The sequence below is a fragment of the Bacillus sp. RC51 genome (assembly GCF_044908115.1).
In the GTDB taxonomy this organism is placed as follows: Bacteria; Bacillota; Bacilli; order Bacillales; family Bacillaceae_G; genus Bacillus_A; species Bacillus_A mycoides.
Genome location: NZ_JBIYCW010000002.1, coordinates 477094 through 496939, shown reverse-complemented (window position 1 = coordinate 496939; position 19846 = coordinate 477094). Strand labels below are relative to the sequence as shown.

The window sequence follows — 19846 nt, the reverse complement described above, 5'->3', positions numbered from 1 at the left end:
CTAAAAAACCAATCATTTTAGTATACCATACAAAACTCTCCATTTGTCGCGCTTCGTTTTACCTTCTACAGAAAATAATTTACTTCGTCCATACCCTCTAACCGAGAAAACATCCCCAGGAAAACATTCATACGAAGTTTGCTCTACTGTTTTCCAATTGACTTTTACTAAGCCACCTTTTATAAGAGGCTGTACCTTCTGCCTAGATATATGTAGCATTTCAGCTAATAAAACATCTAGACGAAGTGACGAAACAGTCCCAGATTTTTCTCCCCATTTTTCACCTACACGCAAAATTTTCTCTACTTGTATAGGAGAGAGTGTGACTTTCATTTTCCCTATTGATTGTAAGTTCATTTCAATATACGATACAACTTCTTTGGCAACTGCAATTTGGGCACGGTCTTCTTGAAGCAAAATATCACCACATTTTTCCCTTGTTAAACCAAGCGACATGAATGCACCTAATATTTGCCTATGTTCTAGCGTGAAAAACTTGGAAGGATAGTCAATTTCTAATACTTCTACTTGAAATTCCTCTTCATTTAATTCTAGATAATCTGGATAAATTAGTGCTCTTTTCCGTTCGGCTTCAGGCATCGCACCATCAAACCGTACAGCTACATCTCCTTGCCCTATTACCATAGAAACAATTTGTTGCTGTCTTGGATCAAGAAAATCTGTTAACTTGACTTGATGGTACTCAGCAGCCTGTTTCCACTCTAATACTTTATCCACAAAGACCTCTTCATCAGGTCTAAAATGCTCATAGATGCTCATGTATTTAACCTCACACTATAAAAAATAGTTGAATAAACTCACTAAACCACCTCTAGCAAGTTTCAAGGCAACAATAGCAACAAGTGGAGAAATATCAATCATACCAAATGGTGGAATAAACCTCCTAAATGGCTCTAAATACGGTTCGCAAATACGCGCAAGAAAATCTCCAAAAGCTGATTCCTTTGCGCCAGGAAACCATGATAGGAGAATGTAAATAATTAGTGCCCACGAGTAAATCTCGATAGCAGTAAGTAACACTGTTAAAACTGTTGTCATGGCGTATTACCACCTCTTTATATTTGTCTCTTCTTCTTCACCGAATAACTCTGAAATCGCACCAACGATATCAACATTTTCAGGTGTACACATAAATGTTTTCGGGCCTATTTTTTGAATATCCCCGCCTATAGCGTATACAGTACCACTTAAAAAGTCAACGATACGTACAGCTTGATCTGTAGACATTCTTTGCAAATTAATTACAACAGCTCGTCTACCTTTTAAGTGATCCGAAATGCCTTGCGCTTCCGAATATGTACGTGGTTCTAGTAAAACAACTTTTGAAGATTGCTTCGCTGTTTCAATACTCACTACATTTTGCTTCGGTTGCACTTTCGCAAACGGAACATCTTGTTGTTCTGGGGGATCTTGTTGCTTTTTCATGTCTGTTTGCTCCTTTTCATAACTATATTGAGCTGCTTCTTTTTCTTCCGGTGTGTCAAAAAAGAAGTATTTTACTTTTGACCAACTCATAATAACTTTCTCCTTCCTCCTACGCTTTTCCTACTAAAACCGTTCCCAAACGAATATATGTAGCGCCTTCCTCAATTGCAATCGTGTAATCATTTGACATTCCCATTGATAATTCTTTACATGGTGCATGTAATAATTCTAGATCCTGCACCTCTGTCTGTAGCATGCGCAATTCCTTAAAGCAGCGACGAATCTCTTCCTCTTCTCCTGTAAACGGAGCCATTGTCATTAATCCTACCACTTCAATCTTATCCAATTCTTGCAAACTTTGAATAAAAGAAATTGTTTCTTCTATCGCCAATCCTTGCTTTGATTCTTCAGATGATGTTTTCACTTGAATAAAGCATTTAACTTTCTTATCAGCACGTTTTTGAATTTCTTTTGCAAGCGAAAGACGATCTAATGAATGTAAATAATCAATCTCATTAATGATTTCTTTTACTTTTCTCGTTTGCAATGATCCAATAAAATGCCAATTCACTTTTGAACCGAAATGCTCGTATTTTTGTAAGAAACCTTCATTTCTATTTTCACCTAAATCAATAATTCCTGTTTCAATTACTTCGCTTGTTTTTTCAATCCCTACAGTTTTTGTAACTGCAACGAGCTTAATATCTTTCATCGAACGTCCAGCTCGTACACAAGATTCTTTAATTACTTCGTTTACATCTGCTAAATTCCCTTGCACTGTCACTTACTTCACTCCTCCTTAAAACCTATGAAACTCAACATTCTCCCCGTCTTACCTTGATCACGACGATGAGAGAAAAATAATTGTTCTTCACAGCTTGTACAAAGAGATGACATTACAATATGTTCTTCTTTTATGCCTGCTTGTACACATAATATACGATTAACTTCTTTTAAATTAATTGCATACTGACCATCAGAAATTAATTTATAGGGAACAGATCCGTTTACTACTTGCTTTGCTGCTGTTAATACACGATCATCAACAACATAACAACATGATCCGATTGCAGGACCAATTGCGACATGAATTTCATCACTTGAAACACCTTCTGCATTCCACTTTTGAATCATTTCTTTCGCAATCTCTGTTACAGTCCCTTTCCACCCAGCATGCGCAAGTCCTATCATATCATGTGATGGTGCATAAAAATAGAGCGGAACACAATCAGCGTAACAAGATGTTAAGAGAACATCTTTGTTAGTCGTATAAATGCCATCCGTTTTCGGAATACCGTCTTCATATGAATAAACGCCTTTCCCTTTTTCTTGCAGTCCTACTTTCTCAACATGATGGTCATGAACTTGTTCAGAGCAAATCCATTTTTCTAATGGTTTTTGTAACTTATTCGCTAAAATGCGTCTGTTTTCATGAACATTCTCCACGATATCATTCACATGTAATCCTAAATTCATCGCATGAAAGGAGCCTGTACTTACTCCACCATCTTTTGTCGTAAATCCAACAGTAATGTTTCCAAGTTCTTTCCACGCTTGTAAATACAGTATACCGTCCGCATATTTAAATGGTTCTCTCATAAAGCGACTCCTTTTAATTAAAATAACAGAAAAAAGCATGGTACTTCCTGTCTATTTTACCATACTTTTATTTTTTCATAATGACAACTGAAAAAAAAAGAGGAATCTGTAATATTCTTTATGAAATTGTCGGTGTTTGTATTGATTCTGTTACAGAATTAATATTATCTACTCTGACAAGTATGACATCTTCCCCAATTTTCATAATTCGCTCCCAAGGAATCACAAATTCTACTTCCTTTCCAAAGAGTCCAAGCATACGTGTCTGCTTGGAAATAATAACTGCCCTAATCTTTCCTGTGTCTATATCAAAATCAATATCTCCAATATTTCCAAGCCTTTTTCCATCTGAAATATTTACAACATCCTTCATTTGAAAATCCGAAATTCGTATCATGTTCCATCCTCTCCCTTATATCATAAATCGTAAGTACGCTCTCAAATAAAGTGAAACCTTAATCAGTGGGATTTTCCCCATCCCTACTGATTATTAGTCCATGCTAATCGGATTTTTACGGGTAGCTCCGGCTCTTCTTACTTCAGCCGAATTTTGAAGTGGATAAACAGTATATAACCGCTACTAATAGAACATCCATTTTATTTTCATTATATGAACCTCCCCACTCTACTATGAGCGCAAAATATTATATATAAAAAAGGCCTCACCATAGCTGGTGAGGACCTTATCCTTGAATCGTCTTATTCATTTGCTTAATAGCAGACTTCTCCAAACGTGATACTTGTGCTTGAGAAATCCCAATTTCTTCGGCAACTTCCATCTGTGTCTTTCCTTGGAAGAACCGTTTTCGAATAATCATTTTCTCACGATCATTTAAACGCTTCATCCCTTCTTTCAACGCTAGTTCTTCAACCCACTGCTCGTCCTTTTGTTTTTCATCCTTTAATTGATCCATAACAAAGATAGGATCTCCTCCATCGTTATAAATCGGTTCAAATAATGAAACTGGGTCTTGAATAGCATCTAACGCAAAAACAATTTCTTCATGTGTCACTTCAAGAACTTTCGCAATATCCATTGCTGTTGGTTCTTTTGAATTTTCAGCAATCAATTTTTCTCTTACTTGCAACGCTTTATACGCAATATCTCGTAATGAGCGAGATACACGAATTGGATTGTTATCACGCAAATATCTGCGTATTTCTCCAATAATCATCGGCACAGCATACGTTGAAAACTTTACATTTTGGCCTAAATCAAAGTTATCAATGGATTTCATAAGTCCAATGCAACCAACTTGAAATAAATCATCAACATATTCTCCTCTGTTATTAAATCTTTGGATGACGCTCAGTACAAGACGTAAGTTTCCATTCACTAATTTCTCTCTGGCGCTTATCTCTCCACTTTGCATTTCACGAAATAATTTACGCATCTCTTCATTTTTTAGTACTGGAAGTTTAGCTGTATCAACACCGCAAATTTCTACTTTGTTTCTCGTCAAAGTGTTCCCTCCTATCGGGAGTTGCTGTACAGTGTAAAGTATTTCCTTTGAAGGGGATTTTATGCATACGGTTTTTCCATCATTTTTCACAAATATCATATTTCCTAATGCACAAAAAAAGAATAAGACCAGTCTAGATACCGACTGGTCTTATTCTTCACACCATTTTATTAAATTCTTTTCGTAATCTTTTTATAATTCTTTTTTCCAAACGAGAAATATAAGACTGTGAAATCCCAAGCATATCAGCCACATCTTTTTGTGTCTTCTCTTCGCCACCAGCGAGTCCAAACCGAAGCTCCATAATTTGTTTTTCACGATCATTTAATTGATGCAATGCTTTCATTAAAAGATGACGATCTACAGTAGCTTCTAAATCTTTTGTAATAATGTCATCATCTGTACCTAAAACATCTGATAATAACAGTTCATTTCCGTCCCAATCAATGTTAAGCGGTTCATCAAAAGAAACTTCCGAACGATTTTTATTATTTCGACGCAAATGCATTAAAATTTCATTTTCTATACAACGAGATGCATATGTTGCTAATTTAATTTTCTTTTCTGGATTAAATGTATTCACTGCCTTAATAAGACCAATTGTTCCTATACTAATCAAATCCTCAATATTGATCCCTGTATTTTCAAATTTTCTTGCTATATATACAACAAGCCTTAGGTTACGTTCAATAAGCATCGACCTCGCAGCTTGATCTCCATTTGGTAATTTATTCAAAAGAACTGCCTCTTCTTCTTTCGTTAACGGCGGTGGCAACGCTTCACTTCCACCAATATAATAAATTTCATCGGTCTTAATTCCTAATTTCAGCAATACTTTATACCAAAGGTATACCAAATAAAATTTAAATTTCACCATATTATCCCGCCTCTCATAATTAAGCAATTACCATCTTTTGCGAAATCAACATTTTCGGATGTACAATGCATTGATACTCTCCATTGGTAGATAATTGTTGTGTATTTAATCCAATCAGTACTTTGTTTACAACAACCCAACCTTCATGATGAACTTGCACACAATCTGGCTTAATTGCCCATAAAAATTGATTCTCTACTCCTACTGCTCGGAAAGGAATTAAACGTAGTTTCGTCGCCCACCCAGAATCATTTTCTGGTATTTGAGGAATTTCTGTTTTGGAATAAATTTGTTCTGTTAACCAAGCTGGCAAACAATGTTCTAATGATGAAATATGCATAATCATAACGGGTGTTTTCGTTAACGGGTCATAAAGTTGGTTCCCACTATCAATTAGACCTGCTAGTTCTAGTTCCTCTCCAGCTAATTGAATTTTCACTTTCACGATTTGATCATAGTGTATCTTTGTGACCTCTACGCTTTCTATACGCTTTTTAGAAAAATAATAAATTACTGGAAAACCAAAAATAACAAACAACCAACTAATTGGATCACCGTAAGAAACTGATTTAGATTGAACTAACCCATTTACCATTTCGTTCGTTTGCAAAAAATAATGCGTTCCAATTAATCCTCCACCAACCATAAAGGTTACAAAATAGAAAGTAAAAACAGTTTGTGTATAATTTCTAAATGTCGAAAACCCAAATGCTGTATACACAATAAGTAACGAGTACAATAGTTTCATAATTGGATGTGTCATCATAGAAGCAAAAGGCGTAAAGGCGAAAATAACAATAGTTGAACCTATAAATGCCCCTAACACAAGCCTCCATCTTTTGATTCTCTTTTTTAACACGGTGGCTGTTAATAAAAGTAAAAGAAAATCAATGCAGGCGTTTAACAACCAAACAATGTCGGCGTAAACAACCAAACAATTCACCTCTTTTTTTGAGTTGAGACTAGTATAATGCATATCCAATAGGAAAGTGTGTCAATTGGTGGAGGGGTTTTTTTGTTATTTTGTGATTTCTAGACATAATCTGTCGGTAAAAAATAAAAATGTATTTTTCATAGAATAATATAAATTTCTTACTTGTATACATAATAATTGAATTATATATATACAAAGTCTATCTTGCTATTTGCGGGCAGTAAGACCCTGCCTCAAAATTCAACTATAAAAAAGTACAGAAGTTAAGTGAGAGTCGGGCTAACAATCATTTTCGGATGAACACCCCCGATTAATTAAAGTTTCAATTTATTTATCACAGCTTATGGCTTAAAAATAGGACTGGGCTCTCCATATGCAAAATAATAAAAAAAGATCTGCTTAGCAGATCTTTTCCATTTAGACAACAAAAAAAGGAGCATAAAAGCTCCTTTTCTTTTATCGTCTACGACGGTTACGTAAGAATGCTGGAATATCGATGTCATCTGAATCTGTATGACGATCATGCATAACCGGCTCTTCACGTTTCATTTCACGCTTAACTTCACGTTGTTTTGAAGGTTGAGCTACTGGTTGTTGTTGCTGTTGCGTGTGATTCGCAGTCGGACGGATAATTGGTTTTGGTGGTTGTGTCGAAGCACTATCATCAAAACCAGTTGCAATTACAGTGACAACGATATCATCTTTTAATCCTTCATTAATAACAGAACCGAAGATCATATTTACTTCTGGATCCGAAGCTGAAGCTACAATGTCTGCTGCTTCTTGTACTTCATATAAACTTAAGTTTGCGCCGCCCGTAATGTTCATAATAACACCTTGAGCTCCATCAATAGATGTTTCTAGTAATGGACTAGAAATCGCTTTTTTCGCAGCTTCAGCAGCACGATTTTCACCATTACCAGAACCGATACCCATTAAAGCAGAACCTCTATTAGACATAATTGTTTTTACGTCTGCAAAGTCTAAGTTAATTAGACCTGGTGTAGCAATTAAATCAGAAATACCTTGAACACCTTGACGTAATACGTTATCTGCTTCACGGAACGCTTCTAACATTGGCGTATTTTTATCAACAATCTCTAATAAGCGATCATTTGGAATTACGATAAGTGTATCTACATTTTCTTTAAATGACGCAATACCAGATGCAGCTTGAGTTGCACGTTTACGCCCTTCAAATGTAAATGGACGTGTTACAACACCAACTGTTAACGCGCCTAGTTCTTTTGCAACTTGAGCGACAACTGGAGCTGCACCAGTTCCAGTTCCACCGCCCATACCAGCAGTTACGAAGACCATATCCGCGCCACGAAGCGCTTCTTGAATCTGTTCTTTACTTTCTTCTGCAGCTTTTTTCCCTACTTCAGGGTTTGCGCCTGCACCAAGTCCACGCGTTAATTTTCCACCAATTTGCATTTTCGTTTCAGCTTTTGATAGATTTAATGCTTGTGCATCAGTATTCACAGCGATAAAGTCTACACCTTGTACACCGTGTTCAATCATACGGTTTACAGCATTGTTTCCGCCACCGCCGACACCGATAACTTTTATATTCGCTAATTGATCTTGAGTAGTATCAAACTCTAACATGTCGAAATCCCCCTAGAACCTCATTTTTCGTGTCCAATTTTAATCCCATAAATAACGGAATGCACGTTTTACTTTTGACATCATGCGGTCATCATTTTGATTAGTATTGTTTTGATTACGAGTTTTTTGTTTCGCAGGTTGCTGTTGTACCGGCATTGGTGCTGGTATTGGTTCAAAATGTTCTTGCTTTTCCTGCACATTTTTCCCACGTAATTTAGCTTTTTGATAAGAATGTTTAATTAATCCAACTCCACTTGTATATTGAGGCTCACGAACACCAATATAATCAGGAGTTGCTATACGAACATTTTCATGTAAAATATCGTATGCAAGATCAAGAACACCTGGCATAGAAGCTATCCCACCAGTTAGTACATATCCAGAAGCAGCTTGCTTTACTCCTAACTTATGCACTTCATCTTGAACAAACATTAAAATTTCCTCTACACGAGCCTCTATTATATCCGATAATTCCAACTGAGAATATTGTTCTGTTTGATCGCTTCCCATAATAGGAACCGTAAACATCTCTTCTTCAGATGCTGTATCATAAAAAGCATGTCCATATTTCAGCTTAATTTGATCTGCATTTTCTGTTGAAGTTTTCAGCCCAATCGCTATATCCTTCGTTATATGATCTCCACCTAATGGCAATACGCTCGTTGCTTGCAACTCTCCATCTTTAAAAATAGATAAGGTTGTAGATCCTCCACCCATATCAACAAGTGCTACCCCTCTATTTCTTTCATCCGAAGATAACGCAACTGTCGCTGCCGCTAAAGGTTGCAGACAAATATCAACAATTTCAAGACCTGCTTTTTCTACACAACGAAGTAGGTTATGTAGTAAAGTTCTCGAGCCTGTAATAAGTGTACCTTCCATTTCTAATCTTACACCGATCATCCCGCGTGGATCGTTAATCTCGTCAAGACCGTCTACAATGAACTGTCGAGGTACCACATCAATAAATTCACGTTCAGGAGCAATTGACACAACTTGCGCTGCATCTAGAACGCGTAAGACATCTTCATTCCCGATTTCACGATCTTCATTTGAAACAGCGACTACTCCGTGACACGGGAGCAACTGTACCTGGTTTGCATTGACACCTACTACAACTTGCTCAATGTGGATACCCACCATGCGCTCAGCTTGTTCAATTGCTTTTTTAATTGATCGAACAGTTTCATCTATATCAACTATCGATCCCTTTTTCAAACCATTTGATTTTACGTTTCCAACACCAATAATGTTTAAGCTATCATTAACCATTTCACCAATGATGACTTTAACATTGGATGTACCGATGTCAAGACTAACATATATTTCATTGCTGTTCATTCTTTGGCACCTCCTTCTTTATTTATACCATACAACTCAATATATGGAACAACAATCGCAACTTTACTATTTATAAGAAAAATATTCAACGTCTTTATACGTTTCCCTTTTTTAACCCTATATTTTTCTTATTTTTATTTAACATTCATTTAAGAATATCGCAGTAACCTGTAAATAACTGCTCTATCTTGAAATAATTATATTTCAAGTGTAAAGATTACCGCCAAGTATAAGTCTACACTAAGATGTACTTGTAGAAAAGTGAAACTTGTACCAATCCTAGTATGAATCTAAGAAAATTTACATTTTTTTCATCAAATTAAGCATTCTTGCAAATTAGCATCCATATAAAAGAACGTTTGTTTCATTTCATACGTAATAACGCAGTAAAAACTATCATTCTATTCTTTTTTTTCTTCAGCACCTAGTTCCTTCGTATATGCCCCCACTTCTAAGTCAATTAAAACCTTCTTACCAGGTTCAATTGTTTTTAAAATAAGTGGATAAGCTTCCATTCGCTTTGCGAAATTTTGAATAGTGGTGCTCACTTCATATCCTTCATTCATATATAAAGTAAGATGATCTTCATTTGCATTCGTTGGTGTATAACGAATTTCAGAAATAGACCTTAAAATAGTTGGCGTTAATTTTTCTAGTTCTGCAATTAATTCCTTCATTTTTTCCTCTTTAAATGGTTCAAAAATTGGTGCTGCAACTGGAAGCTTTCCGTTCGGAAGTACATCGAGTGTTTTCCCATTTTCTAATAACGGTTGTAATTTCCCATCTTTGTTTATATAGCCAATTGTTAAATATTCTTCGATATGAACATCAATTTTGTTTGGGAAACGTTTTTTTACATTTACCTCTTTAATTTCTTTTCGTTTCGTTAAGTTTTCTTCTGCTTTATGTGCTGTTACTCGGAAATAACTCGTATCATATGTCACACCTGATTCCTTCATAACTTGTTCATCTGTCATATAATGATTTCCAAAGACACTTATCTTTTTTATATTACTAAGCGGAGACCGAAAATAAATTAAAAAGAGTACTAATAAAAATAAAATCGATATGTATAAAATTAACCGATGATTAACAGGTTTCTTATTTTTTTTATTTTGATTCTTTAATTTTGGTACACGATCTTGTAGTTTAATCACTTTACTATTTTTCATGTACGATCCCCCTATGTAACATAAAGAACGGCATGTTCCTCATGCCGTTCTTATCTTCTTATTATAACATAAATGATAATGAGCGGAACGAACAACCGTTATCTTCCAATTATTTCTACTTCTGTATGCATATCAACACCAAATTTATCTTTAATTGTACGCTTTACCAATGCGATTAAGTCTAATACATCTTGCGCTGATGCCACACCAGTATTAACAATAAAATTCCCATGCATTTCAGAAATTTGAGCTCCACCTATTGTATAACCACGAAGCCCTGATTTTTCTATTAAATCTCCTGCAAAATAGGGGACTGGATTTCGAAATATACTTCCTGCACAAGGGTGATTCCAAGGCTGCGTTTCACGGCGATACTCTTTATTCTTTTGCATGCTTCTTACAATTCCCTCGCGTTCGCCTACCTCCAATTGGAATTCAGCTTCCAAAACAATACCAGGGCGTTTCATTTGCAATACAGATGTGCGATAAGAAAAGCCCATTTCGGTATTCGTCAACCAATTAATTGTTCCATTGTCAAACAAAATACGAGCTTTCGTTAATACACTCGATATGTCGGACTTATGAGCGCCTGCATTCATATACACTGCACCGCCAACACTTCCTGGAATACCACTTGCAAATTCCAGGCCCGCTAATCCCTGTCGACTAAGTAAAGTTGACAATTTAATAAGGGGATATCCAGCACCGACTCTTACTCTATGTTTTTCGACTTCTAAATGGTCTAATCCTTCTCCTAAACGAATAACCACACCTTCTATACCTTGATCAGATACGAGAAGATTTGAACCACGACCAATTGCAGTCCACCCTGTCTTGTACTTCTTTACTAACTCTAGAGTCTTCTCAATACCAGCAACATGCTTTGGTACAATTAAAATATCAGCTGGTCCGCCTATTTTCATAGTCGTGTAACGCGCTAACGGTTCATTAACTAGCACGCGACCAACATTTGCTTCTAAAAGCTCTTTTACTAATTGTTCCATAGACAATCTCCCCCATATCAAGTCTCCTTATTACAGTAATATGCAGGGCGTTCACCTAATGTTATTTTTTAATAAGCTTGTTCATTACTTCATATAGCTTATTTGCTGCATCTGGAATACCAAGTTGCTTAGTAGCCAGTTTCATATTTTGTAATGTTTGTGTATCCAATAAAATCTCATCAATGTCACGAATAAGCGTTTCAGATGTTAAATCTTTTTCAAGTAGCATTTTAGCTGCTCCTTTATCAACAACTGATCGTGCATTTTTTTCTTGATGGTTATTTGTTACGTACGGACTTGGAATTAATACACTCGGTTTTCCTAACGCTGTTAATTCTGCAAGCGTTGTAGCCCCTGCCCTTGAAACAACAAGATCTACACCCGTCAGTACCTCTGGCATATTATGAATAAAAGGTTTAATAATAACATTATTCGGATTCCCTTTTTGTTTCACGGCTTCCATAACTTTATCATAATGTACTTCGCCTGTTACATATAATACTTCGTAACTTTTATTCCCAAATTGTTCAATCGCTTCTACAAAAGCATCGTTAATCGGTCTAGCCCCGCGGCTCCCACCAAAAATAAGCACGGATTTTTTAGAAAGGGATAGTCCTACCGAACGTTTTCCTTTCATTCCATTTTGGTCCATTACTTCTGATGCACGTGGATTACCTGTCATAACCACTTTTGACTGTGGAAAATGTTCTGCAGCTGCTTCAAAACAAACTGCAACTTTATCGACATAACGACTTAAAAATTTATTCGTTACACCAGGTACACTATTTTGTTCATGGACAATAGTCGGAATACCTAATTTAGCCGCAGCATATACAACTGGCCCACATACGTATCCACCCGTACCAATCACAATATCAGGGTTAAAACGACGAATATATCGTTTACTATCTTGAACACCTTTTAGGAAACGCATCACTGTTTTTACATTATCAAGAGATATTTTTCGTTTAAATCCACTTATAACAATAGACTGGAACGGAATACCCGCTTTCGGTACGATGGTACTCTCTAATCCATTCTCTGTACCAATGTATAAAAATCTTGCTTCAGGATTTAGTTTTTTTATTTCTCTAATTAAAGCAAGAGCTGGATAAATATGTCCTCCAGTACCCCCACCACTTACTAATACTCGCACTACTGATTCCTCCACTTCTCTGTTCTTATTCAATCGTATTTATTTCTATATACATATTGCATTTTCACACACACACGAAAAACCCTGTCTTTTAAACAGGGTTTAATAGCGAGAATGGCGACTTATATTCAATAATACACCTACTGCCATTAACATTAAGGTCAAACTTGATCCACCATAACTTAAAAATGGCAAAGTAATACCCGTAACAGGCATCAGTCCTGTTACAACACCAACATTAATCATTACTTGAATCGCAATCATCGCCACAATACCTACTGCTAAAAACGTACCATATAAATCTGGCGCTCCTAATGCTATACGAATCCCGCGCCATAATAATAGACTAAATAATAATAACACAAATGAACCACCAATAAAACCTAATTCCTCGGATAAGATCGCAAATATAAAGTCTGTTTGTGGTTCAGGTAAATAAAGAAATTTTTGTCTACTTTGTCCAAGTCCAAGCCCAAATAAACCACCAGGTCCAATTGCGAGTAACGATTGGATAATTTGAAATCCACTTCCGAGCGGATCCGACCACGGATCTAAATATGATGTAATGCGTTTCATTCGATATGGTGCTGATGCGATTAACCCTACAAATCCCGCTGCACCAAGCAAACCAAACATTGCAAAGTGAAAGACCCTTGCTCCCGAAATGAATATCATAATAATACATGTCCCAACCATTACCGTTCCCGTACCAAGATCTGGCTGTAACATAATTATCCCAAAAGCAAGAAATACAAAACTAAGAGCCGGTAGTAAACCTCGTTTAAAAGATGTAATTAATTTTTGTCGTTCCGCTAAAAATTTTGCTAAGAAAATAATCATCGCGAATTTCATAAACTCTGACGGTTGGATAGAAAATGCTCCAATTCCAATCCAACTTCGCGCCCCTCCACGAACGAGACCTACTCCAGGAATAAGAACGAGAATAAGAAGAACGAAACAAACTAGTAAAATTACTTTTGAATACGTACGCCACACCCAATAATCAATTTTCATGAGAGAAAACATAGCTACTACCCCAAGACTTGCAAATAACAATTGCCTTTTTGCAAAAAAGAATGAATCCCCCATTTTATAAGAGGCCCAAACCGCACTCGCACTATAAACCATAATCATTCCAATTGTTAACAATGCAAGTGTAACGATGATGAGAATAAAATCAGGCGTTTTCTTCATTACCCATGAACACCACCTCTTTGGGCAGAACCTTTGCCCTATGTAACAAAACATCAGTAGGTGTTAGCCTACTGATGTTTTGATTTACTTTATATAAGTTTATGCACAGCTTGTATAAAAATGTCTCCTCTTTCTTCAAATGTTTTAAATTGATCCCAGCTTGCACATGCTGGTGAAAGAAGAATAACATCACCATCGGTAGAATGAGCATACGCCTTCACTACTGCATCATCTAAAGTATCGACACTTTCAATTACATCTAATCCTGCTTTTTCTGCCGCTCTTACTAATTTTGGTGCAGTTTGTCCAAATGTCACAATCGCTTTGACATGTTTAAAGTATGGAATTAAATCATCAAATTCATTACCACGATCAAGTCCACCAGCCAATAATACAATCGGTTGTGTAAATGCAGATAATGCTTTTTCTGTCGCTAGCATATTCGTCGCTTTTGAATCATTATAAAATTTACGATTATTAATCGTTGTTACATATTCTAAGCGATGTTTTACACCTGTAAAACTTTTTAACACAGCAGTAATTGCTTCATTAGAAACACCTAATAATTTAGCAATACTCATTGCTGCTAAAATATTTTCTAAATTGTGCTTACCAGGTAAAACAATATCACTTACTTTAACTACTTTTTCGCCTTTAAAATAAAGAGCGTTATCTTTTATATACGCACCATCTTCAATTATTTTCGTCGCCGAAAATAATACTTTCTTTCCTTTACTATATGCCGATAACGCCATGACATCTGCATCATCTGCGTTAATTATACTATAATCTGTTTCAGTTTGGTTTTTGAAAATATTCGCTTTCGCCAAACCATACTCTTTCTTCGTCCCGTGATAATCTAAATGCGCTTCAAATAAATTTAAAAAGGCTGCAATTTTTGGTTGGAACGATTCCACTCCCATCAATTGAAACGATGAAAGTTCCGTAACGACAACTTCATTTTCCTTCGCCAATTGTGCAACTTCACAAGCTACAGTACCTATATTCCCCGCAATAACTGGGTACTTTTGTCCTTCTTTTAACATTTCAAACGTTAACATTGTCGTTGTTGTTTTACCGTTAGATCCCGTAATCCCAACAAACGGTGCTGCTGAAATGGAATATGCTAATTCAACCTCAGTTACAATTGGAATTTGTTTTTCTTTCGCCGCCACTAAGAGTGGATTAGAATATGGAATTCCTGGATTTTTTACGACAAGCGAAATGTTTCTCTCCAGCAATTCTAATGGATGCCCACCACATACAACATCCATTCCTTCCGCTTGTAACTCAGCTGCAAGCACATTACCCGCTAATGGTTTCCCGTCATTTACAATGACGTTTGCCCCTAATTTTTTTAATAAAGTAGCTGCTGCATAACCACTTTTAGCAATACCTAATACAAGAACATTTTTATTTTGATATTCAGTTACAGTTTTCAATTACATCCACACCCCGATATAAATTCCTAGCACAGCTAATAAAAATCCTACAGACCAAAACGTTACAACAACGCGCCACTCTGACCAACCACATAATTCATAATGATGATGTAATGGACTCATTTTAAAGACACGCTTTCCTGTTGTTTTGAACGAAATAACTTGGATAATAACAGATAAAGTTTCCGCTACGAATACACCGCCAATAATAACGAGTAACAATTCTTGTTTTAACAAAATCGCTACAGCTGCGATAGCACCACCTAAAGCTAGAGAACCTGTATCCCCCATAAATACTTTCGCTGGATTCGCATTGAATACTAAAAATCCAAGTACAGCTCCTACAACTGCCATACAGAAAATCGCTACCCCAAATTGTTCTTGAGCTACAGCAATAATACTAAATGCTCCGAATGCAATAGCAGCTGTTCCTGATAATAAACCATCTAAACCATCTGTTAAATTAACCGCATTTGATCCACCAATAAGCATAAATAATACGAGAACAAAATACGCCCAACCTAATTCAAATTTAACATCAGTTCCCGGAATCATGATATAAGTGTGAAATGCTTGCCCTTTTCCAATTAAAAAGAACGCAATAGCAATTACAAGCTGACCAATCAATTTTTGTTTTGATGTTAAACCAAGATTTCTTTTCTTTACTACTTTTATGTAGTCATCTAAAAATCCGATTAATCCGTACCCAAATGTAACTAATAATAACAATGATACTTCTGCACCTAAATTGTTAAATTTAATCGCCATAATAAGCGTAGTCACCATCATAGATACATATATGACAATACCACCCATCGTTGGTGTCCCTGATTTCTTTTGGTGTGACTTCGGTCCTTCGTCACGAATACTCTGTCCGAACTTTAGCTTTCTTAAAAATGGAATAAATAATGGCGAAAGGGCAACAGAAATTAAGAATGCTACCCCAGCCGTTACTAATAAACCTTGTTCAAGCACATGTAGTCCTCCTCTCATGCTGTTACACTTCGTTGTTTAAACGCTCCGTGATTGCTTCTTTAGCAACTTCACGATCGTCAAAATGATGAACTTCTTTACCAATAATTTGATACGTTTCATGCCCTTTACCAGCAATAATAATAATATCTTCTGCTTTTACTTTCGAGATAGCGGAACGTATCGCTTCTTTTCGATCGACAATTACTTCATAATTATCCCTATTTACATCATTTACCATATCATCTAAAATAGCCTTCGGATCTTCACTTCTTGGATTATCTGATGTATAAATTGCGTGAGTTGCATATTCGGTTGCGACACTTGCCATTATTGGCCTTTTCGTTCTATCTCTATCACCACCGCAACCAACGATACAATATACATCGCCTTTTGCAAATTGTTTTGCTGTTTTTAGTACGTTCTCTAAGCTATCAGGTGTATGCGCATAGTCAACAATAACTGTGTAATTTTGTCCACCATCAACAACTTCAAAACGTCCAGGAACGCCAGCAAGCTCTTTAATTACATCAATAATTGTTTGTAAGCTCACTCCTGAAACAAGACCTGCTGCTGTAGCAGCTAACACGTTGTATACATTAAACTTACCAATTAATTTCATCGTAACATTTACAGTTTCATACGGTGTTACAAGTGTAAATGTTGTACCGCCACTCGTCATTACGATATCTCGTGCCATAATGTCGCTTGCAACATCTATACCGTATGTTACAACAGTAGCTGCTGTACTTCTCATATACTCTTCTGCTACTGGATCATCACTGTTTAATATAGCGTATTTTTCACGATTATGATGATAACTATTGCCAAGCTGTGCGAAAAGCAACCCTTTCGCATGTTTATATTCTTCCATCGTTTTATGATAGTCTAAATGATCTTGTGTTAAATTCGTAAATACTGCAACATCATAATCGCACCCGTGTACACGGCCAAGATCTAAAGCATGAGACGAAACTTCCATTACTGTGCTATCCACACCTTGTTCAACCATTTTTGAAAATGTCTGTTGAAGTGTTAGTGCATCTGGTGTTGTATTTTTCACCTCAAATGTTTCATCACCGATTTTCATATTAATCGTTCCAATTAGCCCTGTTTTATGACCATGTGCGCGCATAATTTCATCCATAATATGCGATGTTGTTGTCTTTCCATTTGTACCTGTAATACCGATTAAATGTAACTTGTGTGTTGGTTGGCCATAAAAATAATCAGCTAAAACCGCTAGCGAACGAAAAGTATTTTTCACAAGTACAACTGGAACGTCAACATCAATTGGTCTTTCCGCAACAATAGCAGCCGCTCCTTGTGCGGCTGCTTGCTTAGCAAAGTCATGGCTATCAACCGTATATCCTTTCATACATATAAATAAGCTTCCCTCTTTCACTTTACGTGAATCCGCTTCAATAGATGTTATTTCTGGATTTTCTGTTGGAACAACTGGAAAATCATGCAAACATGATACAAGTGTATGCAACTTCATTTCACTAAACCCTCTCTACATTGTTTATTTATCTCTTATTTTAGCAAGTAACACGTTACCTCCTAGTTATATAAAAATAGGAGGTAAGTGCTACTATAGTCTAATCAATAGATTTATTTATTAATGAGACACTTATCGTCTCAAATAAAGCAATTTTTCTATAAAGAACTCACTTCCACCAATTGTACCATAAAACACAATCAGTTACCTTTAATTCCCGAAGTAAATTCTAACTTTTGAACCCTCTTTTACTTTAGCTCCTGCTTCTGGTGATTGTTTAATTACTTTCCCACCATCACCACTTATATCAAGCTTCAAGTCTACAAGTTGCGTTTGTAAATCTTTCTTTTTCATACCAATTAAATTTGGAACTTCCACAGTTGGTGTATCGCCCCATTTATATTCTTTCTCAACTTGCTCTTTTCTCGGTTCCACTCCCATTACAGGAAGTGCGTCACGAAGAATATTCCCAACAATAGGTGCTGCTACAACTCCACCAAATTGAGTGACTCCTTTTGGATTATCCACTGCTACATAAACAACAATTTGCGGATCGTCAGCTGGAGCAAAACCGATAAATGATACAATATAGTTATTATCTAAATATTTTCCATCTTTCACCTTTTGAGCAGTTCCAGTTTTTCCACCTACACGATATCCATCAATATAAGCCCCTTTACCCGAACCTTTCGCTACAACATTCTCTAATGCGTAACGAACTTTCTCAGAAGTTTCCTTGGAAATAACTTCCCTTTTCGCAACAGGTGTCTTTTTGCTGACAACTTGATTATTCTTCGGATCAATAAATTCCTTCGCTATATATGGCTGATACAAAGTTCCACCATTTACAGCGGCCGCTACAGCTGCCACTTGTTGAATCGGTGTAACAGAAACACCTTGCCCAAATGAAGTCGTCGCTTGCTCGACTGGACCAACTTTATCTAAATTAAATAAAATCCCGCTACCTTCACCTTGTAAATCAATTCCGGTCTTCTGTCCAAACCCGAAATTGCGAATATATTTAAACAATCGATCTTTACCAAGACGATCACCGAGTTCAATAAATCCTGGGTTACAAGAGTTTTGAACTACTTCTAAAAACGTTTGGCTACCATGGCCTCCAGCTTTCCAACACCGCAATCTAGCTCCACCAACTTCAGCTGCCCCATCATCATAAAATGTATCTTTCTCTAAGTCTACTAAATTTTCATTCAAGGCTGCAGCTAATGTAATAATCTTAAATGTTGACCCCGGCTCATACGTACTCCATACAGGTAAGTTTCTGTTATATACTTCCGGAGAAACACTTTGGAAATCTGCTGGATCAAAACTTGGTCGACTTGACATACCTAAAATTTCACCATTTTTCGGATTCATTGCAATTGCTATCATACCGTCAGGATTATACGTTGATTCCGCAATATTCATTTCTCTTTCCATAATCCTCGTAATGCGTGAATCAATTGTTAATCCTAAATTCAAACCGGCTTCTGGTTTTTTGAAATCATCTCCAACGTTAGGCATTCTCTGTCCTTTCGCGTCTGCAAAAAATCGCACATGACCTTTATCACCATTTAGCTCTTTATCATAATATTTCTCTAGTCCCATAAGCCCTTGATTATCACTGCCCGCAAATCCTAATACGTGTGATAAAAAATTACCGAATGGATAGTACCGGATAGAATCCTCTGCGATGTACACACCCTTTAAACTTAATCCGCGTACTTCTTTCGCTTTGTCATGCGATATTTTCCTTCCGCCTTTATCAAGCCTTACAATCGATTCTTTTTTTGTAATCCGCTTATAAACATCATCTTTTTCCACACCTAATACTGCAGCTAACTTCTCTGCAGTCTCTGCTGGTTTTTCAATTTGCCTCGGCACAACAAAGACGGTCGGTGCACTTTTATTCGTAGCAAGCTCCACACCATTTCGATCTAAAATTTTCCCTCGCTCTGGTTCAAAAGTAATATTACGACTCCATGAATCCTTCGCACGATCCGTTAACATATTTCCAAGAAAAAATTGCACATATCCAAGACGAATATCGATAATGGTGAAAATGAGTATACCCGATATAAGTATAAAAATAAGTCGTTTTCTAACTGTTACATTTGATACACGCATATTGGAA

General features: G+C 36.4%; 19 protein-coding genes. All 19 read right to left on the bottom strand.

Features of this window, described 5'->3' with window-relative positions; all coding sequences use genetic code 11:
- Nucleotides 1–12 precede the first annotated feature (12 nt).
- The 19 genes from ABH959_RS07415 to ABH959_RS07325 all read right to left on the bottom strand — a co-directional run bounded on the left by ABH959_RS07415 (nucleotide 13) and on the right by ABH959_RS07325 (nucleotide 19839).
- A complete protein-coding gene (locus ABH959_RS07415; protein WP_002033759.1) occupies nucleotides 13–780 on the bottom strand; it encodes a YlmH family RNA-binding protein in 768 nt (255 codons plus the stop codon).
- 15 nt (nucleotides 781–795) lie between these two features.
- A complete protein-coding gene (locus ABH959_RS07410) occupies nucleotides 796–1059 on the bottom strand; it encodes a YggT family protein (protein ID WP_002014720.1) in 264 nt (87 codons plus the stop codon).
- Between the two features lie 6 nt (nucleotides 1060–1065).
- Complete coding sequence (locus tag ABH959_RS07405) at nucleotides 1066–1536, bottom strand: cell division protein SepF (protein ID WP_002014721.1); 471 nt, start codon at nucleotides 1534–1536, stop codon at nucleotides 1066–1068.
- Between the two features lie 19 nt (nucleotides 1537–1555).
- Nucleotides 1556–2230: a YggS family pyridoxal phosphate-dependent enzyme gene (locus ABH959_RS07400; protein ID WP_113937195.1), complete on the bottom strand. Its 675-nt coding sequence runs from the start codon at nucleotides 2228–2230 to the stop codon at nucleotides 1556–1558.
- 5 nt (nucleotides 2231–2235) lie between these two features.
- Entirely contained in the window at nucleotides 2236–3045 is an 810-nt protein-coding gene (gene pgeF, locus ABH959_RS07395; RefSeq protein WP_033707129.1) for a peptidoglycan editing factor PgeF, read from the bottom strand.
- A gap of 118 nt (nucleotides 3046–3163) precedes the next feature.
- Nucleotides 3164–3442 carry a YlmC/YmxH family sporulation protein gene (locus ABH959_RS07390; protein WP_002066875.1) on the bottom strand — a complete coding sequence of 93 codons (279 nt, stop codon included), beginning with the start codon at nucleotides 3440–3442 and terminating at the stop codon, nucleotides 3164–3166.
- 286 nt (nucleotides 3443–3728) lie between these two features.
- On the bottom strand, nucleotides 3729–4508 hold the full coding sequence (sigG, locus tag ABH959_RS07385; protein WP_002014725.1) for an RNA polymerase sporulation sigma factor SigG: 780 nt from the start codon (nucleotides 4506–4508) through the stop codon (nucleotides 3729–3731).
- 157 nt (nucleotides 4509–4665) lie between these two features.
- Nucleotides 4666–5385, bottom strand: coding sequence for an RNA polymerase sporulation sigma factor SigE (gene sigE, locus ABH959_RS07380; RefSeq protein WP_002128857.1), 720 nt, complete (start codon nucleotides 5383–5385; stop codon nucleotides 4666–4668).
- A 19-nt stretch (nucleotides 5386–5404) separates the two neighbouring features.
- A complete protein-coding gene (gene spoIIGA / locus ABH959_RS07375) occupies nucleotides 5405–6319 on the bottom strand; it encodes a sigma-E processing peptidase SpoIIGA (protein WP_404492409.1) in 915 nt (304 codons plus the stop codon).
- A 456-nt stretch (nucleotides 6320–6775) separates the two neighbouring features.
- The gene (ftsZ, locus tag ABH959_RS07370; protein ID WP_002066873.1) at nucleotides 6776–7930 is read right to left on the bottom strand and encodes a cell division protein FtsZ; all 1155 of its coding nucleotides are present in this window, start codon (nucleotides 7928–7930) and stop codon (nucleotides 6776–6778) included.
- 39 nt (nucleotides 7931–7969) lie between these two features.
- Nucleotides 7970–9271, bottom strand: coding sequence for a cell division protein FtsA (gene ftsA, locus ABH959_RS07365; RefSeq protein ID WP_113937194.1), 1302 nt, complete (start codon nucleotides 9269–9271; stop codon nucleotides 7970–7972).
- 401 nt (nucleotides 9272–9672) lie between these two features.
- Entirely contained in the window at nucleotides 9673–10443 is a 771-nt protein-coding gene (gene divIB / locus ABH959_RS07360) for a cell division protein DivIB (protein WP_002014733.1), read from the bottom strand.
- A 98-nt stretch (nucleotides 10444–10541) separates the two neighbouring features.
- Entirely contained in the window at nucleotides 10542–11447 is a 906-nt protein-coding gene (gene murB / locus ABH959_RS07355) for a UDP-N-acetylmuramate dehydrogenase (RefSeq protein ID WP_002014734.1), read from the bottom strand.
- 61 nt (nucleotides 11448–11508) lie between these two features.
- Nucleotides 11509–12603 carry an undecaprenyldiphospho-muramoylpentapeptide beta-N-acetylglucosaminyltransferase gene (murG, locus tag ABH959_RS07350; RefSeq protein ID WP_002088269.1) on the bottom strand — a complete coding sequence of 365 codons (1095 nt, stop codon included), beginning with the start codon at nucleotides 12601–12603 and terminating at the stop codon, nucleotides 11509–11511.
- A gap of 102 nt (nucleotides 12604–12705) precedes the next feature.
- Nucleotides 12706–13797: a stage V sporulation protein E gene (gene spoVE, locus ABH959_RS07345; RefSeq protein ID WP_002066872.1), complete on the bottom strand. Its 1092-nt coding sequence runs from the start codon at nucleotides 13795–13797 to the stop codon at nucleotides 12706–12708.
- Between the two features lie 89 nt (nucleotides 13798–13886).
- Nucleotides 13887–15239, bottom strand: a complete 1353-nt coding sequence (gene murD / locus ABH959_RS07340) for a UDP-N-acetylmuramoyl-L-alanine--D-glutamate ligase (RefSeq protein ID WP_002066871.1) — start codon at nucleotides 15237–15239, stop codon at nucleotides 13887–13889.
- Complete coding sequence (gene mraY / locus ABH959_RS07335; RefSeq protein WP_002014738.1) at nucleotides 15240–16214, bottom strand: phospho-N-acetylmuramoyl-pentapeptide-transferase; 975 nt, start codon at nucleotides 16212–16214, stop codon at nucleotides 15240–15242. It lies immediately after the preceding gene.
- Nucleotides 16215–16236: 22 nt separating this feature from the next.
- Nucleotides 16237–17712, bottom strand: coding sequence for a UDP-N-acetylmuramoyl-L-alanyl-D-glutamate--2,6-diaminopimelate ligase (locus tag ABH959_RS07330; RefSeq protein ID WP_002066869.1), 1476 nt, complete (start codon nucleotides 17710–17712; stop codon nucleotides 16237–16239).
- A gap of 210 nt (nucleotides 17713–17922) precedes the next feature.
- Complete coding sequence (locus ABH959_RS07325; RefSeq protein WP_002014741.1) at nucleotides 17923–19839, bottom strand: stage V sporulation protein D; 1917 nt, start codon at nucleotides 19837–19839, stop codon at nucleotides 17923–17925.
- Between the last annotated feature and the right edge of the window lie 7 nt (nucleotides 19840–19846).